Here is a 15,847-nt window from a genome sequence, read left to right as displayed (position 1 = left end):
GCATGAGAGAAGGAGAACAGTTATGTCCGCTACAGAAGTGACAACGAAGGACCTGGATGCCCGTCCGAAGTACTACGAGATGGATGGTGCGCGCCTTGCCAATGCCAACCGAGCGTGGGTGCTCGCTTTTCTCATGGCCGCACTCGCAATCGTTGCGGTGGGCTTTGCCGTTGTGGTGCGTATCAAGCCCCCTACTGTGATCCGAATAGCGAACGGCGAAGCTGCCGTACTTGGGCAGTCCTCCCCGTTGACCATGAGTTCCGCTGGCGATCCTTACCTCACGGAGGTCTTCGTCAAACGCTTCCTCGCGGACTACCTCAACTACAGTCCAGCCAACGTGGATGATCACTGGGCGGCGGCGTTGAATCGGATGACGCGTAATCTGCGCGGCATCACGATTAAGGCAATGTCCGACGACAATGTGCGCGGCAAGATCGACGACGACCAAATTCAGTCGGTATTCCATCTCCGCGAGATCGCCCCTGTAGCTGGCGAGCCTCTCACTTACCTGATCTATGGGGTGAAGGACGTGCATCACGTCAGCAAGGGGAGTGAGGTCACAGACCACTTCGTGAACGAGTACCGCATTCGGCTGGTCGCGGACAAACGAAGTGACGTCAATCCAGATGGCCTTTGGATCGCGGAATACAGCGAGCACCCCATCGATGGGGAACGGAGGAACGCCGTCCTGTCGGCTTCGGACCAGACGGAAACAAGTGAGGAGGGACACTGATGGAAACAGTCCAGCAAAAGACAGTAGAGCCGCGGTCGCCACAACAACTGCCCGCAAACGCCAGCAGTCGAAAAGGACGGAAGTCGCGCGGCTCAGAAGAGATCGCCCGGTTTTTCCTGGCAAAGGAAGGCTCGTCGCCCCAGAAACCAGAGCTGGGAGAGGAAGCTCAGACGGAGAGCGATGCGCTGATCAAAGCCTTTCAGCAGAAAGCCGGTGTCATCTACGTGGTGAACGCCTTCCGCGCTGAAGCAGAAATTCAAGGAGGAAACCCCGTATTGGTGAAGCGGCCGATTACGAAGTAGCGGCAATGGTCAGCACACGAAATTTAGCGGTCAGCACAAGACATTCAAAGAGAAGACAACCCTTTACAGGCCACTGTCAGCCTCTCTTGAACCCTTATCGCGAGGCGATGAGGAATTCCATGCTGACCCGGACTCGATCACTGAGGCTTGGTTCGGTTTTCAAACCACCCCTAACACGGGCGCCAGGCACAAGTGAGACGAACTCGGGACAGCGAGCTCTCAATCACTCATCTGGAGCGCCAGACAGTGAGGAGAAACGATGACAGCGAATATGACCCAATCCGTGACGGACCACTCGAAGCTCATTCTGGAGCTTTCGATTGATGCGTTTGGCCTTGTGACACGCAAGGAATCGGAACTCAACCGGAAAGACACGCTCGAGGGCACGCTCCTCCTGCAGATCTATCCAGGGATCAAGGTCGCACGCGTGAGTGTGCCAACCGAACTCGATGCCTATGAGCAATCATTGGTGGAAAGCCGGATGGCTAACTTGGTGTATCAGGGAATTCATTACAAACTTGCGGGTGCAAGTGGTGCGGCGAAGGACGGACGTTTCTACTTCGTCGACACCAATCACGCTAAGGAGATTGCTGAGCGCTTTCAGCACTGGCCAGAGGCAGCGATGGTGTACTTTTCCATCCTCATCTCAGACTGCAAGACCGTAATCGAGGAGCCGGACGTGACTGTTCTTGTCGTCAAGGATCATATCCTTGGTACCAACGACTGCCGCGGATGGCTTCGGGAGTCCCTGTACCGGAAGCTACAGCTTCCCCAGGATCGATTTGCCCAGTTTCGACTGGCATTCGATGCACGCGAACCGAAGCAGGCCAAAGGTGCTCTAAAGGCAATGAGCGACCGCGTAGCTGAAAAGCTAGGTGTTGATATCATTCTGCCGGAAAGCTCCTGCAAACCCGAGCTTAAGGGATCTGGCAAGTTCATCCCGCAAGCGAAGACCACCGGAAGGCTTATCCAGGGGCCGGTCATTCTGGGAATTAAGCAATATTCCCGGAAGACCTTCTATGGTTCAAGCTACACGCTGGTCGAAAATGCTTCGGAAGAGGCTCTTCGTACCGAGATCATTCCTCCGACGATCGAGGAAGTTCGTCTGGTACGCAAAGCATGGGAGGACGGAGATTATGCCGCACTCCTCAAACTGTTGGGACGATACGAGGAAGAGGAGATCAGCTTCGACGAAAGCTTTGATACAGATAGCTTCGACGATGCTGCCGTAGCTGCTCCTCAGGAAGGATGTGATCCGTCAGAAGCGGTCCTTCTGGCTGACAAGAGCGGGAGTGCGATTCGCATTCCGTTCGTTGCCAATCAGTTGAATCGCAAACTGGCACGCTGGGCCTTTCGCGCAATGACAGGAGGGACACTTCGTCTCCCTGCGTTCGCACTGGTCGACGACGGAGTTCTGGTTGAGCATGGAGGGAATATTCTCTCAGCCTCCGACTGGATCCCGAAGGACAGCGCGATCACCTCTCTCACCTCGGAGCAGAGCCTCTGTGTCCGGTATCCCATACGGATGCAGGAGGATCTGCTGCCTGCTCGTCATCTCCTGGATGGTGAGTTGGTTCCTCGTCTGCTACAGGCACTCGGCAGGTCGGAACTACCCGAAGGCGTAACCCACCACATTCTGCGCACCCAACTCCGGATGAATGGAAGCTACATCCTGCACTCGGAGACGGCTGCGAAGAACGGTGGCGACTTCGACTACGACACGATCTGCACCATTCCATCCGATCAGTTCCCGAAGTTCGTTCAGGGGCGGATTGCGTATGGAGAACACTTCACCAATCCGGAGAAGACCAAGACGAAGGCCCGCTCCCAATGGTGGAACGTACATCTGGTCGCCATGAAAGCACGTGGAAACAAGATCGGTTCGATCACCGACCTGAAGACCTCGTGTGTGGCAGCCGGCAGGATTGATCTTGCCTACCAGCTAGTCATTCAACTGCAAAACGCGCTCGACTCCCTCAAGCACAAGGTATCCGTGGATGAGGAACTGGTGCGCGAAATCCGTAAAGAGGTCAATTCAGCTCCCTGGCTTCGCTATAAACGCGAGCGCCGGGTTACTGATATGCCCATGCACCTCGAAGTCGCCGACACCGATAAGGTGGGCCGGATGTACAACGTGGTGCGGAAAGAACTGGGCGATCTCGAACAGGAAAAGATGGCCATGGAAGACTTCCGCGGTCTCTTTACTGGCCACTCGGTCAGCAAAGAGATGTTCAAGGAGTGTGAACTGGTCAACAACATCTTTGGCGATATTGCTTCTCGCATAGCCGAACGCGAAGGGAAACTCCGATTGGAGTTGAACAACGCGCAGGCATTTTGGGAAGCGGTACGACAGGGACAGGATAAGGAAGTACGAAAGTCGGCCGTGCTTGCCCGCAACAAAGCGCAAGCTGCGGTCTGGGAGTCTGAGCAGGAGGCGAAGAAGCAGTTCCGTTCGCTCAACTTGTTCATGCACTTCTGGGCTGAGGGCAAGCAGGATAACCGGGCAGCTTGGGCACAGGCGATGGCACATGTCGTCACCAACGGCAAAGGCACCGGTGCAGCTCTCTTCCATACCTTCCCGCAGGAAATAGTCGATACTTTTGCAGAACAGACCGGAGGCGAAAGCGTTCCGGTCCGGAAGCCAAAGACGATCGATGGCTACCTCGAGTTTGATGAAGAACTGCGAGCGTATCTCATCGAAATAATCCCCAATCCGGGGGCCGAAGACACCAAGAAAGCGATCTTCCTCTTTCAGTACACGGGGAAACGCGAACTCGTCTTCGAAGACACGAGGATCTCTCCGTTTCGGGGAGATCGCTCTTAACCCTGCTGGAGGAGGTGCGGCTTTCGTCTGCGCCTCCTCTCGCCGGAGATTCTGTCGCCTCGAACAGGCGCACGGAGGATACTATGAACCGTTTCTGGCTACCTGCCATCGCGCTATTCGCGTTCACCGCGAAGGCGCAGAATATCAACTTTCAGGATCTGCCCCACATCCACACGGCACTCCATCACCTCACGGTGATCGATCTCGGCGAACCGATCCAGTTCATCGCTGCAGCGGATCCGGACTCATTCCAGATTGAACGCGCGGGGGACAAGGTTCTTCTGCAGCCGCTCAAAGAAACCGCAACGACCAACCTCATTCTCTGGACCGCCTCCCGGCAAATCTCCTACGAACTCGATGCACCGGGAGACGTCGCGAAGATGAATGTGCTGGTGCGGAATCTTCCTGCATCAGCTCGTGCCGCAGTGGATGCACCTTCTGCGAAAGAGGGGCAACAGATCGCAGCAGCGGCCACGACGCAGGCGATGCTTAGTGCCCAGGATATCGTCCCCGAGCAGCCGGTCAAGTTATCCACGACAGAAGTATCGGTGTCTATTCTTCACGTCCTGCATACGGGCGAGGGAACATATCTCCAGTACCAGATCGTCAACCATTCGACGACACCCTTCCGTGTGACGACGCCGTCAATCACCCGCCTCTCACCATCGCAGACTCCGGTCTCGCTTCTTGCGCTTCGAAACCACGAGCTTTCCCCACAGACGCTCAGCGGCTTCAAGGCCAAGCCCGATGGGACAGCAACAACGGTTGCAGGAGAGTCAGCACAGACGGACGTTTTGCCAGGCGCCTCGACGACCGGGTATGTCCTGGTTCGTGCGGATTCGGGTACCGCTCCAGAGATCTACCAGTTGAACTTTGGCTACTCTGCATCCGGCTCTCTTGTTGAAACCCTGGTGATCTGACATGGCTGCGGACCGTCTCATCACCTCGGTTGAGGCCCGGGACATGTTGCGCCGGGTCTATCGCTCCGATGGCGAAATTAACCTCGAAGAGGTTCTTCGCAGAGGAACATCCGATCCCATCAAACCAGTTACGGAGAACGGAAGGATGCGCCCGAACACGTCCATTGTCGTCGGCGCTGTCGTGGCCTTGTTGCTCATCGCTGCCTTCGTCTACTTCAGCTTTGGAGCACGGGGATGAGCGCGATGTATGACGACCGCAGGCCAGCGCCCAGGGCCGCTGAGGATGCCGCCGGAATCATCGTCCTTGGAGGCTGCGCACTCGTCGCCGCGTTCTGGTATGTCGGTGTCTCTCGCCTGCATCTCCGTAACTCTCAGTGCCTCGAGCTATTCCTCGATCTGGCGATCGTGCTCTTCGGAATTGGCCTCATCCTCTCGGACCTTATTGGCAGGCGCCAGAAGCGCGAGGACGCGTGGCCGCATCCGGCACTGCATGTCCCCGGTGAGATGGATGAGAGGAATCTCACCCGTGCCCGCGACGAGGGAAGCACCCTGCTCGGCTATAACGTTCACGGTGAGCCATGGTTCTGGCCCGACTCTGTCCGTCTCAAGCATGGTGTCATCGCGGGCGGAAGCGGTGCTGGTAAGACAACACTGCTCCAGAGCATCATCGCTCAGGACCTCAACCGGACCTTCCACGGAAGGCGCATGCCCATCATCATCTTCGATGGCAAGGGCGACCAGGCTTTCGTGCAGGAACTCCTCCCTCACATCGAGGCCGCCGGGAGGATGGAGGATCTACGGTTGATTGATCCCTCCAATCCACACGAATCGTGGTCGTACAACCCTCTCTACAGCCCAGACTCGCTCTATCAGGAGCACGTCAACTTCATCTTCTCGTCTTTCGGAATGCGCGAGGACTTCTTCGCGGGACACCAGGAGGCGTATCTCTCCGATCTCGTCCGCATCCTTTACTACACCGGTAAGGTGTTCAACATGCGTGATGTACTCGTCATGGCCTTAGACGAAAAGATACTCAGCGAGCAAATCGGCATCGCGCAAAGACGGATTGAGAACATGCCTTCGATCTCTCTGACGATGCGCTTGAACTTGGAGATGTCCGTCAAGATGATCCGCAAGTCGCTGGCGGACCGGGAGCGAATCACCAAGATCCAGGGCCTACTCAATGAATTGTTAGCTTTCCTGGAGGACGATCTCTCCATTGTCACTGGTTCCTACCAGAACATGCTCACGATCGAGGAAGTCGTCGACAAGGGCCTTGTCCTCGTAATCTCTCTGAACTCGAATAAGAACAAGAGAGCCAGCGAAGCGCTCGGGAAGATTCTGCTGCAGAACATTCGCCTCATGGTAGGCAAGCGCTATCAGCAAATGCTCACCTTGAATCTTGAGCAAGAGCCGGTCCTCAGTGTCATCTGCGACGAAATTGCGCGCTACGCCGACCCGGACTTTCCGCAGGTGCTGCAGACCGCTCGCGGTGCTCGCGTCTCCTTTCTTTTCTCATTCCAGGCTGTGCCGCAACTCGAGAACGTGAGCCGGGCCTTTGCCGAAGAAGTGTGCTCCGCGCCCGGCACCAAGATGCTCATGAACGGCACCGACGAGTCCACGGCGCAGTGGTTCTTGAAAGCCTCATCCCGCGTTCTTCGCAAGCGCCGTAGCCTTGCCGTCCGCCGGACGGGTGTCTTCAGCCAGAAGTACACGGAGACTGGAACCGGCAATGAGAGCGACTTTCGGGAGACACGCTCACGGGAAGAGCACATAAAGAACATGCCTGTCGGTCAACTTGAGATCCTGATGGTCGACCCGCGTGAGGGTACGCTCCACTCCCATCTCCACGCCCGTAGAGCAATGACCTACCGCCCAGAAGAGATGAAGTCGTTGCTCTATCCGCGGATGCACGACGTGATCAACCCGGAAGTGGGCGCCAACTTGCGCTTCAGTAGCGACGAGCCGCGCCGCGGTCGGCGCAGGACCGCCGGGACACTGGCGAGTTTCTGGACCGGGGAGGAGTCATGAAAAACATCTACCGCGTCGCAATCCTTGGTCTCACCTTAAGCACGTCGCCCCTTTGCCCGGCGCAATCAGCGCCGTCTGCTGCATCATCGCAGCCGGCGCCGAAACGCTCTCAGGGTTTCCTCGACTATGCCCTGGGGAAGATCAATCCGGACAACAAAGACTATGGAAGCTCCACCGCGGATGCACGGAGCGCACTTGCTGGCTACACGATCCAGAACCTCTATTTCTGGTCGAACGTTGTCTGTCTTTCACTCCTTGCGGCCGTCTCCGCGGCACTTGTTCTCGTCCTCCGCACGCAAGACAAGCGCGAGATCATTGCTTCTAAACTGATCTGCCAGCTCTGGAATGGCCGGATCGTCGACCGCCGAGAGATCGTTCGACGCGCCGGAATATATAACACTCTAGTCGAAGCGAAGAACGCAGCTCTGAGTCCTGCATCCTCTTCCACGAAGGAAGAACGCGCAGAATCTCTGGCTTCAGAATCGTCCTTGCAGAAGCAACTTGGGAAGAAAGCACGTGTTCAATCAGAGGCGGCAGCGCCGAAACAACCGTCCTCCCATGCGCAACAAGGAGAGATCGGTAGCGCACCTTCCGGTGATTCGGATCAGAAGACGAAACTTCTGGAAGGTCAAAACCAGGCACTCCGCAATTCAGAACGCAACCTTAGAGAACGCCTGAATCATGTATCCCAGGATTTAGAGCAGGAACGGCGTCGTAACCAGACGCTCAAGGGTGCGTAGGAGGACAACGTGAACACACCCAACGACTTTCGAAACCAGGATGAATGGCTCGCATTCGTGCAGGAAACGGTAGCCACCGAAGACGTCCCGTTTACCCTCGCTATGGGGCGTACCGGGATGTACCGGCAGTTCTATGAACTGCGGTCACAGCCGTTTCCTGAACGATTCTCCACGGAGATCGAGCGTATCTCCGCTCTGGCGGAACCGGCTAGGACGTACGATCTGGAGACCCTGAACGACACCATCATGGGGGACATGATCCACTTCCTGTTCACCCCCGCGGCCGGAACGTCTACCGAAAGGGACTGCCCGTATCCTGTTACCCCCCGCGAAGTCATCGATCAGCTTCTGGAACACCTGCGCACCAAGAATCCCTATTTCGCTCTGTGGACGCACTACAAGGACAACGTCGCGGGACAAGATGGTGCGCCGGAGTGGCGGGACTATGTGGTCAGGACGATGGGCGTAGGCGAAGACCGTGAGATCGAGTTCGCTCACCTGATGTCCGAGTTGGGGCGTTGTCTGGACATTTACTACCAGCATGAAACGCCGCTTCCGAAGCGCTTTTACTTTCAGATCTGGTTTCTCTACCGCACCAATGGACCGGAAAGAAACACGATGACCCGAGCTCTTGTGCAGGATCTTGTGGAGGGATTGGAGCCGTGCGCGTCCGCATAGTCAGCCTTGGAACCAACTGGTGGTCGGCACATCCTTCGGATGTCGCCGACCCATTTTGTTTCCGACGGAACGCCGCATGGTTCAACTCAGCCGGCCTTAAGTACGGGGGACGGCTACGCCTCTGCTGGGTCTATCCCGGCCAGGTCCGCTTCAATCAGAGTAGTGGCTTCAATCCGGAGTACCCGAATCGCGCTCTTGGACGCACCTTCGAATGCAATGGACCGAACCGCATGTCCGGCCGCATGCACCTTCTTATCACTCGCGCAGCCGATCCGATTGCAATGCCAAACCGTTATCTCGTCACATTTTCAGAGCAACTCTGCGGACCGATTCGATTCAACCGGCCCGACTGGAAGAGCGCGGGGGTGCAGTTGATTTCCGTTAGCGTTCGCCGTGACCGCTACGAGGTGATGGCGCTCATGGAAGAAACCGGCTGGATCGAAAGCAATGTCGGTCCCTGGATGCTCGCGCCGGATCGCACACTATTGGTTCTTTCAAACTCACTTCCCGGAGGTCAGCAATGAGATATCGGAAGGGATGCATCGCCATTTCGGACGAGCAAGATCTGCCCGTATTGCTTCATATTCGGAACGCTCGTGCCCTCACACTTAATCAGCTCTACCGTCTACTGGTTGCGGAAAAGAGCGCCACCGTCCGCCGCAGTGTGCAATGGAGAGTGACGAGGCTTGAACAGTCAGGGCTGGTTTCGCGCATGACCTCCAGCCACTTCTTCCGTCAGCCCATTTACCGCATCACCTCCCTTGGCCTCTCTTACCTAGAGATGCGCGGACACACGCTGGTCTCCCTTCCGTCGACGGGACGACATGTTCTGCACGAAACCCAGCTATTTCATGCACTCGAATTGGTAGAGATCCGGCTCGCATTGCGGGAAGGTGGACTCCTCCAATCGTGGCAGACCGAATTGGAACTCGCGTCCCGAAATCTCGTTTTCTACGGCGGAGAGGCAAAGGATTACGACGCATTAGCCACACTGCAAACAGAGGAAGGGACCCGCCAACTGGCACTGGAATACGAGCGGACGGTCAAAGGTTCGGCACGATACAGCGAAATCCGGGGCGTGCTAAACGAAGACAAGACGGCAGAGACGATCCTCTATCTCACATCCAGTCATGACGTCTCGCACGTGCTTGCGGTTGAGATGCGTGGCGTGAAGAAGACGATTGGCGTGGCGCTCAGCGAGGATTTTCGTCGCGATCTTCTCATCACTCCTGTAATGAACATCAGCGCAGGCCTTACGGTCACCTCGTTTCGTGAGTTCCTTCAGCACGCTCCCCACGTCATCAATACGGACTTCAGAATGCTTATGCCTGCGGTTTGACTACCAGTTGCCCACCCATAGGCTACCGGTTGAAGACCCATTGCCTCCCAGTCGGCTTCCTTTGCCGTGCGATTGCGCAGATTTGCTCCTCGTAACTCCTCCTTCTTTCAATCGTTTGCGATGTGACTATCCCCCTGTGTTGGGTTGATTTTCGGCTGGGTGGTGAAAAGTGAACGGATTGGCTGATGGAAGCCTTTCCAGTAACTCTACCCGCGATCAATCACACAGAAACGGAGGATGAAGATGTGCCATTCACTCGAGGAAGTGAAGCGTTTATTCGAGCGCTTCGATGGATCGGTAGCGCTTGTAATTAACCACTCTGGTGGTAAAGACTCGACTCGCATGCTCGGCTTTGTACGCGAACGTCTTCCCGAAGCAACCACATTAGCGGTGATGGCCGACACTGGTTTCGAACATCAGCGTCCCATCTCAGCCACGGACTTCGCACGGGATCGGTGCGCAGAGTTCGGTGTGCCTCTCACGGTAGTGCGGAACTCTCGCCGCAATTACCTCGAGATGGTCGAGCAGCGTGGCATGTTCCCATCCGCTCAATATCGGCAATGTACCTCCGACCTGAAGCGCGGACCGATTGAGAAATACATCAGAACTCTGCCCTACCGACTGATCTTCAATTGCATGGGGATTCGTTCGGAAGAGTCTCCACCTCGCGCGAAGCTCCATCCACTTTCACTCAACTCGTCACTGACCACGCAGACACGAATCGTCTATAACTGGTTTCCGATCTTCGAAGAGTCCCTTGCCGATGTGCTGACCTGGCACTGGGACCACTGCATTCCTCTCCACCCGGTTTACGTTCCCAAGTTTCACAAAGACGGCACTACGGGTGGCTACCTGCGCCGTCTCTCGTGCAGGCTGTGTATCTTCTCCACGGACTCAGATCTGCTCGCCATACGTCAACACGATCCAGAAGCCTTCCTTTCTGTGTCTGCACTGGAGCAGAAGATTGGCTTCACGATGCGTTCGACTGGCAGCCTCATCCAGATCGTAGACGAGGCAAATTCCGTGATCGAAGCCCAGAGCACACAAGTCTGCTTGCCGTTCTGAGCAACAGTCCCTCCTACCCCCCACCAGGGTTTCCCTCCTGGTGTCCCGCCTGAACGTTGCCTCGCGGCAGTCCCGCCACTTGGCTTTTGGAAATTGAGCCTCCTCATTCAATTCCCATACTTTCGGTTCCACCCACTCCCGCCACTCGAGTCAACCGCCGACGGCCTGTTCCACGCCGGCTGGCCTCAACCCGTTTCTGGAGGATCGTCCGATGTTGATGCTTTATCTCTTCAAGCTTGAGTTGTTCAATCTCACCCTCAATTACTCCTATTCGACCGAATGCCCTGTCATTGCCGACACACGGGAAGACCGCGGGCGATTGATCCAACGCCAGGTCGGTCAGCACAACCGGAGCGTCGTGAAGCGTTCGGTCCTTGTTGGAGCGCGATCGTTGACCTGTGCGGAAATCAATCTGCTCGAGTTGGCGATCGGGACAAGAGATGGCGTGTGGCTCATAACGCGCGTACGCACAGAACTGCGTATGCAGCACATGCGCCATCTTCCTCAACTAAAAAGCGAAGTTGAGATGTACGAGTTGATGGAACGCACGCCGTCGAGGTATGACAGTTATCCGCTCATGACCGACCAGTACGTCCACAGCGCGCACTTCTCCGGGAGAGGTTCACCCGCGGCCAAACTTCCCGCGGCAGCATGAACCTCAGTGGAGTGACTGCCTAGGTTGCACTGTAGTTAAGCCCCCACCCTAACAAGGAGCTCCAATGTCCTCTCTTCCGTCGTCTCCGGCAGAGGCAACGCAAAATCGTGCCTCCACTCTGTTCACGTACTTTCTTACCCGACTCGTCATCGCTGTCCTGCTGACGGGGATGGATGTCTTCGTCGTCCTGAAGTCTGCCGTCAAAGGCTTCCGCAACAGCCTGACTATGCCCGTATTCCACTGGCTGATTGTCGGAGCTGTAGTCGGCATCGCCCTTTCGTTAGCCAACGTCTGGTACAAGACGCTGCGCTATCGCCAGCCAAGCAAACCCCAATCCCGCAACCCGTTCCTCTAGAAAGGAGAGAACTCATGACCCGCAGCCTCGGAAAGATGTCCGCCCACCCGCTTATGGATTGGCGCGACCAAGCCAAAGAGTCCGTCGATCAGGACGTACAAGCCTTCCTCCAACTGGGTGAAGCCATCGCCACCCGGTGGATCCAAACACAAAAGGGAGTCATGCTTCTGCAGATGGTTCCGGGTGACATCACCTCGGGCGCCATCTACGTGCTCGATCGCATCCGTCAGGTTTGGTACATGCTTTCATTCGAAGCCTGCGAGTGTGAGTTCACCAAAGAGAAGTTTGATCGCGCTTACTGCGAATACAAGCTCTTCCACTATGTCGACCAGCCAGGTCTCCTGCTGAACCCTGCACTGGTTGGCCAGGCGTAGCTACCGTCTCCTTCGGTTCCATCCCCGCACAACAACTCACCAGCTCCAACCCAACTTCTTTCTAAGGAGAAGCCCCCATGCGTCTGTCCGCAAGCCGAATTCGTAGCATCAACCGTTGCCTCGCCCACCACGGAAGCATTATCTGCAGTGGGTCCGATTTCCCCATCCGCCGTCCTGTCCAGCTCCCAGCACCTCCATCACCCACGCTGAAGATCGTGGCCGTTCCGAAGCAAAAGGCCGCCTAAATCATCCACCATCAACCGGAATCGGCGAGCAAATGCAGTCTTGTGCAATGGGCTCGCCGTTTCCTTCAGAGATTTGACCGAGTCTTGGAGCCGGGATACAAACTCCCCAATTGAAGGATAGGAGCTATGCCGTGTACGCAAAATTCTCTGTCAGCCGGGACACAGCAAACAACTTCACCCGGCTCTTCGTCAACCGCCGTGCCTTCGGGATGCAGGCACAGAAACCTCTTCCCAATGGCAAGGTTCCCTACTTTCTGGCGAAGGATTGGACGACCAAACAACCGAAGCCCTTGGACAATGATGTCGTCCGCATGCACCTGAACGGCGACGTGACCATTAATCTCTTCGCCATCAACCCGGAGACCCAGCGATGCAAGTGGGTTGCAATCGATGGTGACTTCGACGGAGCGGTGGAAGCGCTGTTCAAACTTCAATGGGAGTTGAAGCAGGATGGAGTTGAAGCAGCTATCGAGCAGTCGCGCCGCGGAGGTCACCTCTGGATCTTCGCGGAAACGCCTCTGCTGGCCTCCGAGTGCCGCATCTATATTTACAACCTCGCCCTCCGGCTGGGAGTGCCGATTGTTGGCGGCGGTCTCAAGCAGGGCATAGAAGTCTTCCCCAAGCAGGATCGACTAGAAGATGGTGAATTCGGGAACGCGATCCGTGCTCCGCTCGGTGTTCACCGTAAGACCAACCGGCGATATTGGTTCTATGATGCGCCGACCGAACCAGAGCCTCAACTGGCGTATCTGAACGCCATGAAGAAGCTCACGGAGGCCGAACTCCATACTTTCATTCAGGGAATGTCACTGCCAGAGAACTATAGACCTGTTGTGAGGGAGCCCTACGTTCCGGGGCCGGCACGCGAGGGTCAAACGGAGTTCCGAATCCTTGACTATGTGAGCCCGAAATCGAAGCATAGTCGTAACTGGTGGGCTCCATGCCCGTCCTGCAGGCAGGCCGGCAGAGACAAATCGGGGGACAACCTCGCCATCCAGGTCGCCAACCCACGTTTCTACAAGTGCTGGGCGGGCTGCAGCGCGGACGATATCCGGGCCGCACTCGGTCAACCGATTCGCAAGAAGCAGATGGCATAGGGAGGTCGATGGCTGATGAAGACGAAAACAGAGAACCCTTCGTACGACCACAAAGCATCTTCCTCTTCGTACGTGCAGTACGGCATTCCACTTGGACGATCTGCTCTTCGAGCTCTGGAGAAGCGCGGGATCTACTCCCAGACTTCGATCTCCATAGAGCACCAACATCTCGCAAAGAGGTACGTGATCCGTGGTGTTGAATCCGGCGGTGCCGTCTCAGATATGGGCCGCTATTGTGCCTACCTCGATGGGGATGGTACTCCCCTGCCGTGGCTACAGCCGATCGATTCGATCTCGGGCAACGGCCGACACGCAGTGGTTGTGGCCCCGGAGCTTGTGCGGATCGAAATGTTCCGCATCGGGCGAACATACGAACTCGCCATCACGCGACACGTTTTGAAATCAGAGAGCGGGCACACAAAACCCAGGATCACGTCCACTCTGCTCTTCCGTGGACGCGATGGAACAATCTCGCTTGACCTTTGGGCCCAAGAGAATCGTTTGCTTCGCGGAACGATTGCTCCTTCCTTCTATTCGGAGGCCGGCGAACTTCGTGACATACCCCACTCCTTCGAGGCAGCAGTGAAGAACGTGACAGCAGCTTTGAACTGTCTGGCTTGCAAGCACGTCCATGTAGCCGTTGCACGAAGTATGCCGCGTAACCTTCTGGCGCAAGCTTGAATGCAATACGAAAGGAGCCATCATGTCTCGACACTTATTCCGCACAATCGACAGCAATCGCGTCGCAGTCACCGTCACCCTCGGCTATGACCGGCCACTCGACTTCGTGTTCTGCACGGTCATGGATCATCGCGATGAGCCGATTTACACCAATCTCGATGACGATGATGCTGGAACGCATCAGCAGGACATAAGCTACTACCGGCCGATTCTCACTCGACTTGGTATCGAGGTTCCGGAAGCGATGTTCACCGAAGCCGAGTCTGATCAAGCAAATGTCGTTGGCAACCGGGTCGTCGACCACACGGTTTCGCGATAACCGCGTGACATCCGAAGAACCTCTTATGGTTTGATTTCCAAGGACTGGAACCCGTGCGTCACACGTAACGAATCCGCTCTCGATCAATCCTGGAACGACTTCCATTTCACCATTCAGTCCTGCAAATTGATTGTCCTACCGTCCACGGTGGAAGTCCCATCTCCTCTGTGATGAAAGGTGCGCTGCTCCTTTCGTTCCGGGTTGATGCAGGCTCTGACAGCTTCGAGAATAAACAGACTGTATTTTTCGACGAGGCTTGTGTCTCTGACCCCCGTCCGGTCGTTATGCCCTCCCCGTCAATCTGATCAGGTCTGCATCGCGTCGACCGTCACCGGTCGTTACCTTCTTTTGTTCCAAGGTAGACCGGGGGCAGGGACTTCTAGTCTTCGACTGAGCCGTGTCCCAGCGTCACGCCATTGAATTGTGGGTCTGGGCAACGTACTCCTAAGTTAGAGACGGGCTTTGCGGAAAGCTACAATGTACTTAGAGAAGCACTAGGAGAATCTGCATGATTCAATCACTGGTATCCCTGGCCTTCAACCATTTCGTGACTCTAAGTGTTGTCGGATTTATAGGAGCAGCCGGAGGGCTGGCCTCACTCTTTCTCATCGCTGGCACCCGAGACCAGACGAAGAGGCGGATCGGATTCTACGTCGGATATTGCAGTCTCTTAGCCATACTCGTCGCTGCCATTCCGCTCTATTGCGCGAATCTTGCTCATCTCCGAGCAGACACTCAGCATTCATACTGACCAGCGAGCGCCTCGACAAGCCCGATGAGTTCATCTGTCTTGTGCGCTTCTCCCCGGACGGCGCAAGGAATCAACTAAGGGCAGGCTGCCTCTTCTACAAGCGTTTGCAGTATGCCTCTGCCAACAGGCACACGCTAGGGGAAGCGACAACAGATTGTGATCAGTGACATGAGCTTTTGGAAAGGAACAGGTGTGTCTAACAACTTCTAAATGAAAGTAAAAGTGTCGAAAGGAAGTGTTAATTGTCCGAGGACAAGAATAATTGGCACTCGACAACCCAAGGAGGTGCTATGGCAAAGTGCGTCAATAAGGTCATTCTGCTCGGCAACGCAGGTAAAGCACCCGAGATTAGTAATACTCGGAGCGGCATCGTTGCCCAGTTATCTCTTGCTACCAATGAAAGGCGTACCGATGGCCATGGCGGTTGGCAGGACCACACCGAGTGGCACACTCTCGTTGCATTCGGGCGTACTGCCGAGATCATCGGCGAATACGTGCGCATCGGAAACCCACTCTTCATCGAAGGCAAACTCCGCACGGAATCCTGGGATGACGCGAACGCTGGGGTGAAGCGGTATTGGACCAAGGTCGTCGTCCTGAATATCGTTCTGCTCTCGAGCGGCGACCGTCATTCTTCCCGCGAGAAGTACCAGGAAGAGATGGGCGATGCTGCGTCTCCGTACGCGTATATTCCCGATACACAAATCAGGGCGGACGAAATTCCGTTCTGACCATATG

Annotated in this window: 18 protein-coding genes; all 18 read left to right on the top strand. The window is 56.0% G+C overall.

Annotation, left to right across the window (positions count from 1 at the left end; translation table 11 throughout):
• Positions 1-22: 22 nt before the first annotated feature.
• Positions 23-733, top strand: coding sequence for a hypothetical protein (locus GSQ82_RS00300; RefSeq protein ID WP_158790040.1), 711 nt, complete (start codon positions 23-25; stop codon positions 731-733).
• Entirely contained in the window at positions 733-1,035 is a 303-nt protein-coding gene (locus GSQ82_RS00295) for a hypothetical protein (protein ID WP_158790039.1), read from the top strand. Before GSQ82_RS00300 ends, GSQ82_RS00295 begins: the two co-directional genes overlap by 1 nt.
• A 259-nt stretch (positions 1,036-1,294) precedes the next feature.
• Positions 1,295-3,859: a hypothetical protein gene (locus GSQ82_RS00290; protein ID WP_158790038.1), complete on the top strand. Its 2,565-nt coding sequence runs from the start codon at positions 1,295-1,297 to the stop codon at positions 3,857-3,859.
• A gap of 83 nt (positions 3,860-3,942) precedes the next feature.
• Entirely contained in the window at positions 3,943-4,779 is an 837-nt protein-coding gene (locus GSQ82_RS00285; protein WP_158790037.1) for a hypothetical protein, read from the top strand.
• 1 nt (position 4,780) lies between these two features.
• A complete protein-coding gene (locus tag GSQ82_RS00280) occupies positions 4,781-5,017 on the top strand; it encodes a hypothetical protein (RefSeq protein ID WP_158790036.1) in 237 nt (78 codons plus the stop codon).
• Positions 5,014-6,810, top strand: a complete 1,797-nt coding sequence (locus tag GSQ82_RS00275; protein WP_158790035.1) for a type IV secretory system conjugative DNA transfer family protein — start codon at positions 5,014-5,016, stop codon at positions 6,808-6,810. Before GSQ82_RS00280 ends, GSQ82_RS00275 begins: the two co-directional genes overlap by 4 nt.
• Positions 6,807-7,550, top strand: coding sequence for a hypothetical protein (locus tag GSQ82_RS00270; RefSeq protein WP_158790034.1), 744 nt, complete (start codon positions 6,807-6,809; stop codon positions 7,548-7,550). The genes GSQ82_RS00275 and GSQ82_RS00270 overlap by 4 nt, the downstream gene beginning before the upstream one ends.
• A 9-nt stretch (positions 7,551-7,559) precedes the next feature.
• A complete protein-coding gene (locus tag GSQ82_RS00265) occupies positions 7,560-8,228 on the top strand; it encodes a hypothetical protein (protein ID WP_158790033.1) in 669 nt (222 codons plus the stop codon).
• Positions 8,213-8,752 (top strand): hypothetical protein, encoded by a 540-nt coding sequence (locus GSQ82_RS00260; protein ID WP_158790032.1) that lies wholly within the window; start codon positions 8,213-8,215, stop codon positions 8,750-8,752. The genes GSQ82_RS00265 and GSQ82_RS00260 overlap by 16 nt, the downstream gene beginning before the upstream one ends.
• On the top strand, positions 8,749-9,567 hold the full coding sequence (locus GSQ82_RS00255) for a replication-relaxation family protein (protein WP_158790031.1): 819 nt from the start codon (positions 8,749-8,751) through the stop codon (positions 9,565-9,567). Before GSQ82_RS00260 ends, GSQ82_RS00255 begins: the two co-directional genes overlap by 4 nt.
• Before the next feature lie 264 nt (positions 9,568-9,831).
• The gene (locus tag GSQ82_RS00250; protein ID WP_158790030.1) at positions 9,832-10,632 is read left to right on the top strand and encodes a phosphoadenosine phosphosulfate reductase family protein; all 801 of its coding nucleotides are present in this window, start codon (positions 9,832-9,834) and stop codon (positions 10,630-10,632) included.
• A gap of 211 nt (positions 10,633-10,843) precedes the next feature.
• Positions 10,844-11,287 (top strand): hypothetical protein, encoded by a 444-nt coding sequence (locus GSQ82_RS00245; RefSeq protein ID WP_158790029.1) that lies wholly within the window; start codon positions 10,844-10,846, stop codon positions 11,285-11,287.
• 64 nt (positions 11,288-11,351) lie between these two features.
• Positions 11,352-11,642 (top strand): hypothetical protein, encoded by a 291-nt coding sequence (locus GSQ82_RS00240; RefSeq protein WP_158790028.1) that lies wholly within the window; start codon positions 11,352-11,354, stop codon positions 11,640-11,642.
• A gap of 14 nt (positions 11,643-11,656) precedes the next feature.
• Positions 11,657-12,016 (top strand): hypothetical protein, encoded by a 360-nt coding sequence (locus GSQ82_RS00235; protein ID WP_128915681.1) that lies wholly within the window; start codon positions 11,657-11,659, stop codon positions 12,014-12,016.
• A gap of 376 nt (positions 12,017-12,392) precedes the next feature.
• Positions 12,393-13,358: a hypothetical protein gene (locus GSQ82_RS00230; RefSeq protein ID WP_158790027.1), complete on the top strand. Its 966-nt coding sequence runs from the start codon at positions 12,393-12,395 to the stop codon at positions 13,356-13,358.
• Positions 13,359-13,373: 15 nt separating this feature from the next.
• Positions 13,374-14,039, top strand: a complete 666-nt coding sequence (locus GSQ82_RS00225) for a hypothetical protein (RefSeq protein WP_158790026.1) — start codon at positions 13,374-13,376, stop codon at positions 14,037-14,039.
• 22 nt (positions 14,040-14,061) lie between these two features.
• Entirely contained in the window at positions 14,062-14,358 is a 297-nt protein-coding gene (locus tag GSQ82_RS00220) for a hypothetical protein (RefSeq protein ID WP_158790025.1), read from the top strand.
• A gap of 1,041 nt (positions 14,359-15,399) precedes the next feature.
• Positions 15,400-15,840: a single-stranded DNA-binding protein gene (locus GSQ82_RS00215; RefSeq protein WP_158790024.1), complete on the top strand. Its 441-nt coding sequence runs from the start codon at positions 15,400-15,402 to the stop codon at positions 15,838-15,840.
• Positions 15,841-15,847: the final 7 nt, after the last annotated feature.

This window comes from Granulicella sp. L60 (assembly GCF_009765825.1).
In the GTDB taxonomy this organism is placed as follows: Bacteria; Acidobacteriota; Terriglobia; order Terriglobales; family Acidobacteriaceae; genus Edaphobacter.
Note: the sequence above shows the minus strand (reverse complement) of the source record. Positions and strands in the feature narration are given on the sequence as shown.

Excerpts from the sequence above, each read along its gene's own strand:
- GSQ82_RS00255 (WP_158790031.1), top strand. The coding sequence starts at position 8,749 with ATGAGATATCGGAAGGGATGCATCGCCATTTCGGACGAGCAAGATCTG.
- GSQ82_RS00295 (WP_158790039.1), top strand. The coding sequence starts at position 733 with ATGGAAACAGTCCAGCAAAAGACAGTAGAGCCGCGGTCGCCACAACAA.
- GSQ82_RS00290 (WP_158790038.1), top strand. The coding sequence starts at position 1,295 with ATGACAGCGAATATGACCCAATCCGTGACGGACCACTCGAAGCTCATT.
- GSQ82_RS00225 (WP_158790026.1), top strand. The coding sequence starts at position 13,374 with ATGAAGACGAAAACAGAGAACCCTTCGTACGACCACAAAGCATCTTCC.
- GSQ82_RS00220 (WP_158790025.1), top strand. The coding sequence starts at position 14,062 with ATGTCTCGACACTTATTCCGCACAATCGACAGCAATCGCGTCGCAGTC.
- GSQ82_RS00275 (WP_158790035.1), top strand. The coding sequence starts at position 5,014 with ATGAGCGCGATGTATGACGACCGCAGGCCAGCGCCCAGGGCCGCTGAG.
- GSQ82_RS00270 (WP_158790034.1), top strand. The coding sequence starts at position 6,807 with ATGAAAAACATCTACCGCGTCGCAATCCTTGGTCTCACCTTAAGCACG.
- GSQ82_RS00285 (WP_158790037.1), top strand. The coding sequence starts at position 3,943 with ATGAACCGTTTCTGGCTACCTGCCATCGCGCTATTCGCGTTCACCGCG.
- GSQ82_RS00300 (WP_158790040.1), top strand. The coding sequence starts at position 23 with ATGTCCGCTACAGAAGTGACAACGAAGGACCTGGATGCCCGTCCGAAG.
- GSQ82_RS00280 (WP_158790036.1), top strand. The coding sequence starts at position 4,781 with ATGGCTGCGGACCGTCTCATCACCTCGGTTGAGGCCCGGGACATGTTG.
- GSQ82_RS00215 (WP_158790024.1), top strand. The coding sequence starts at position 15,400 with ATGGCAAAGTGCGTCAATAAGGTCATTCTGCTCGGCAACGCAGGTAAA.
- GSQ82_RS00235 (WP_128915681.1), top strand. The coding sequence starts at position 11,657 with ATGACCCGCAGCCTCGGAAAGATGTCCGCCCACCCGCTTATGGATTGG.
- GSQ82_RS00245 (WP_158790029.1), top strand. The coding sequence starts at position 10,844 with ATGTTGATGCTTTATCTCTTCAAGCTTGAGTTGTTCAATCTCACCCTC.
- GSQ82_RS00240 (WP_158790028.1), top strand. The coding sequence starts at position 11,352 with ATGTCCTCTCTTCCGTCGTCTCCGGCAGAGGCAACGCAAAATCGTGCC.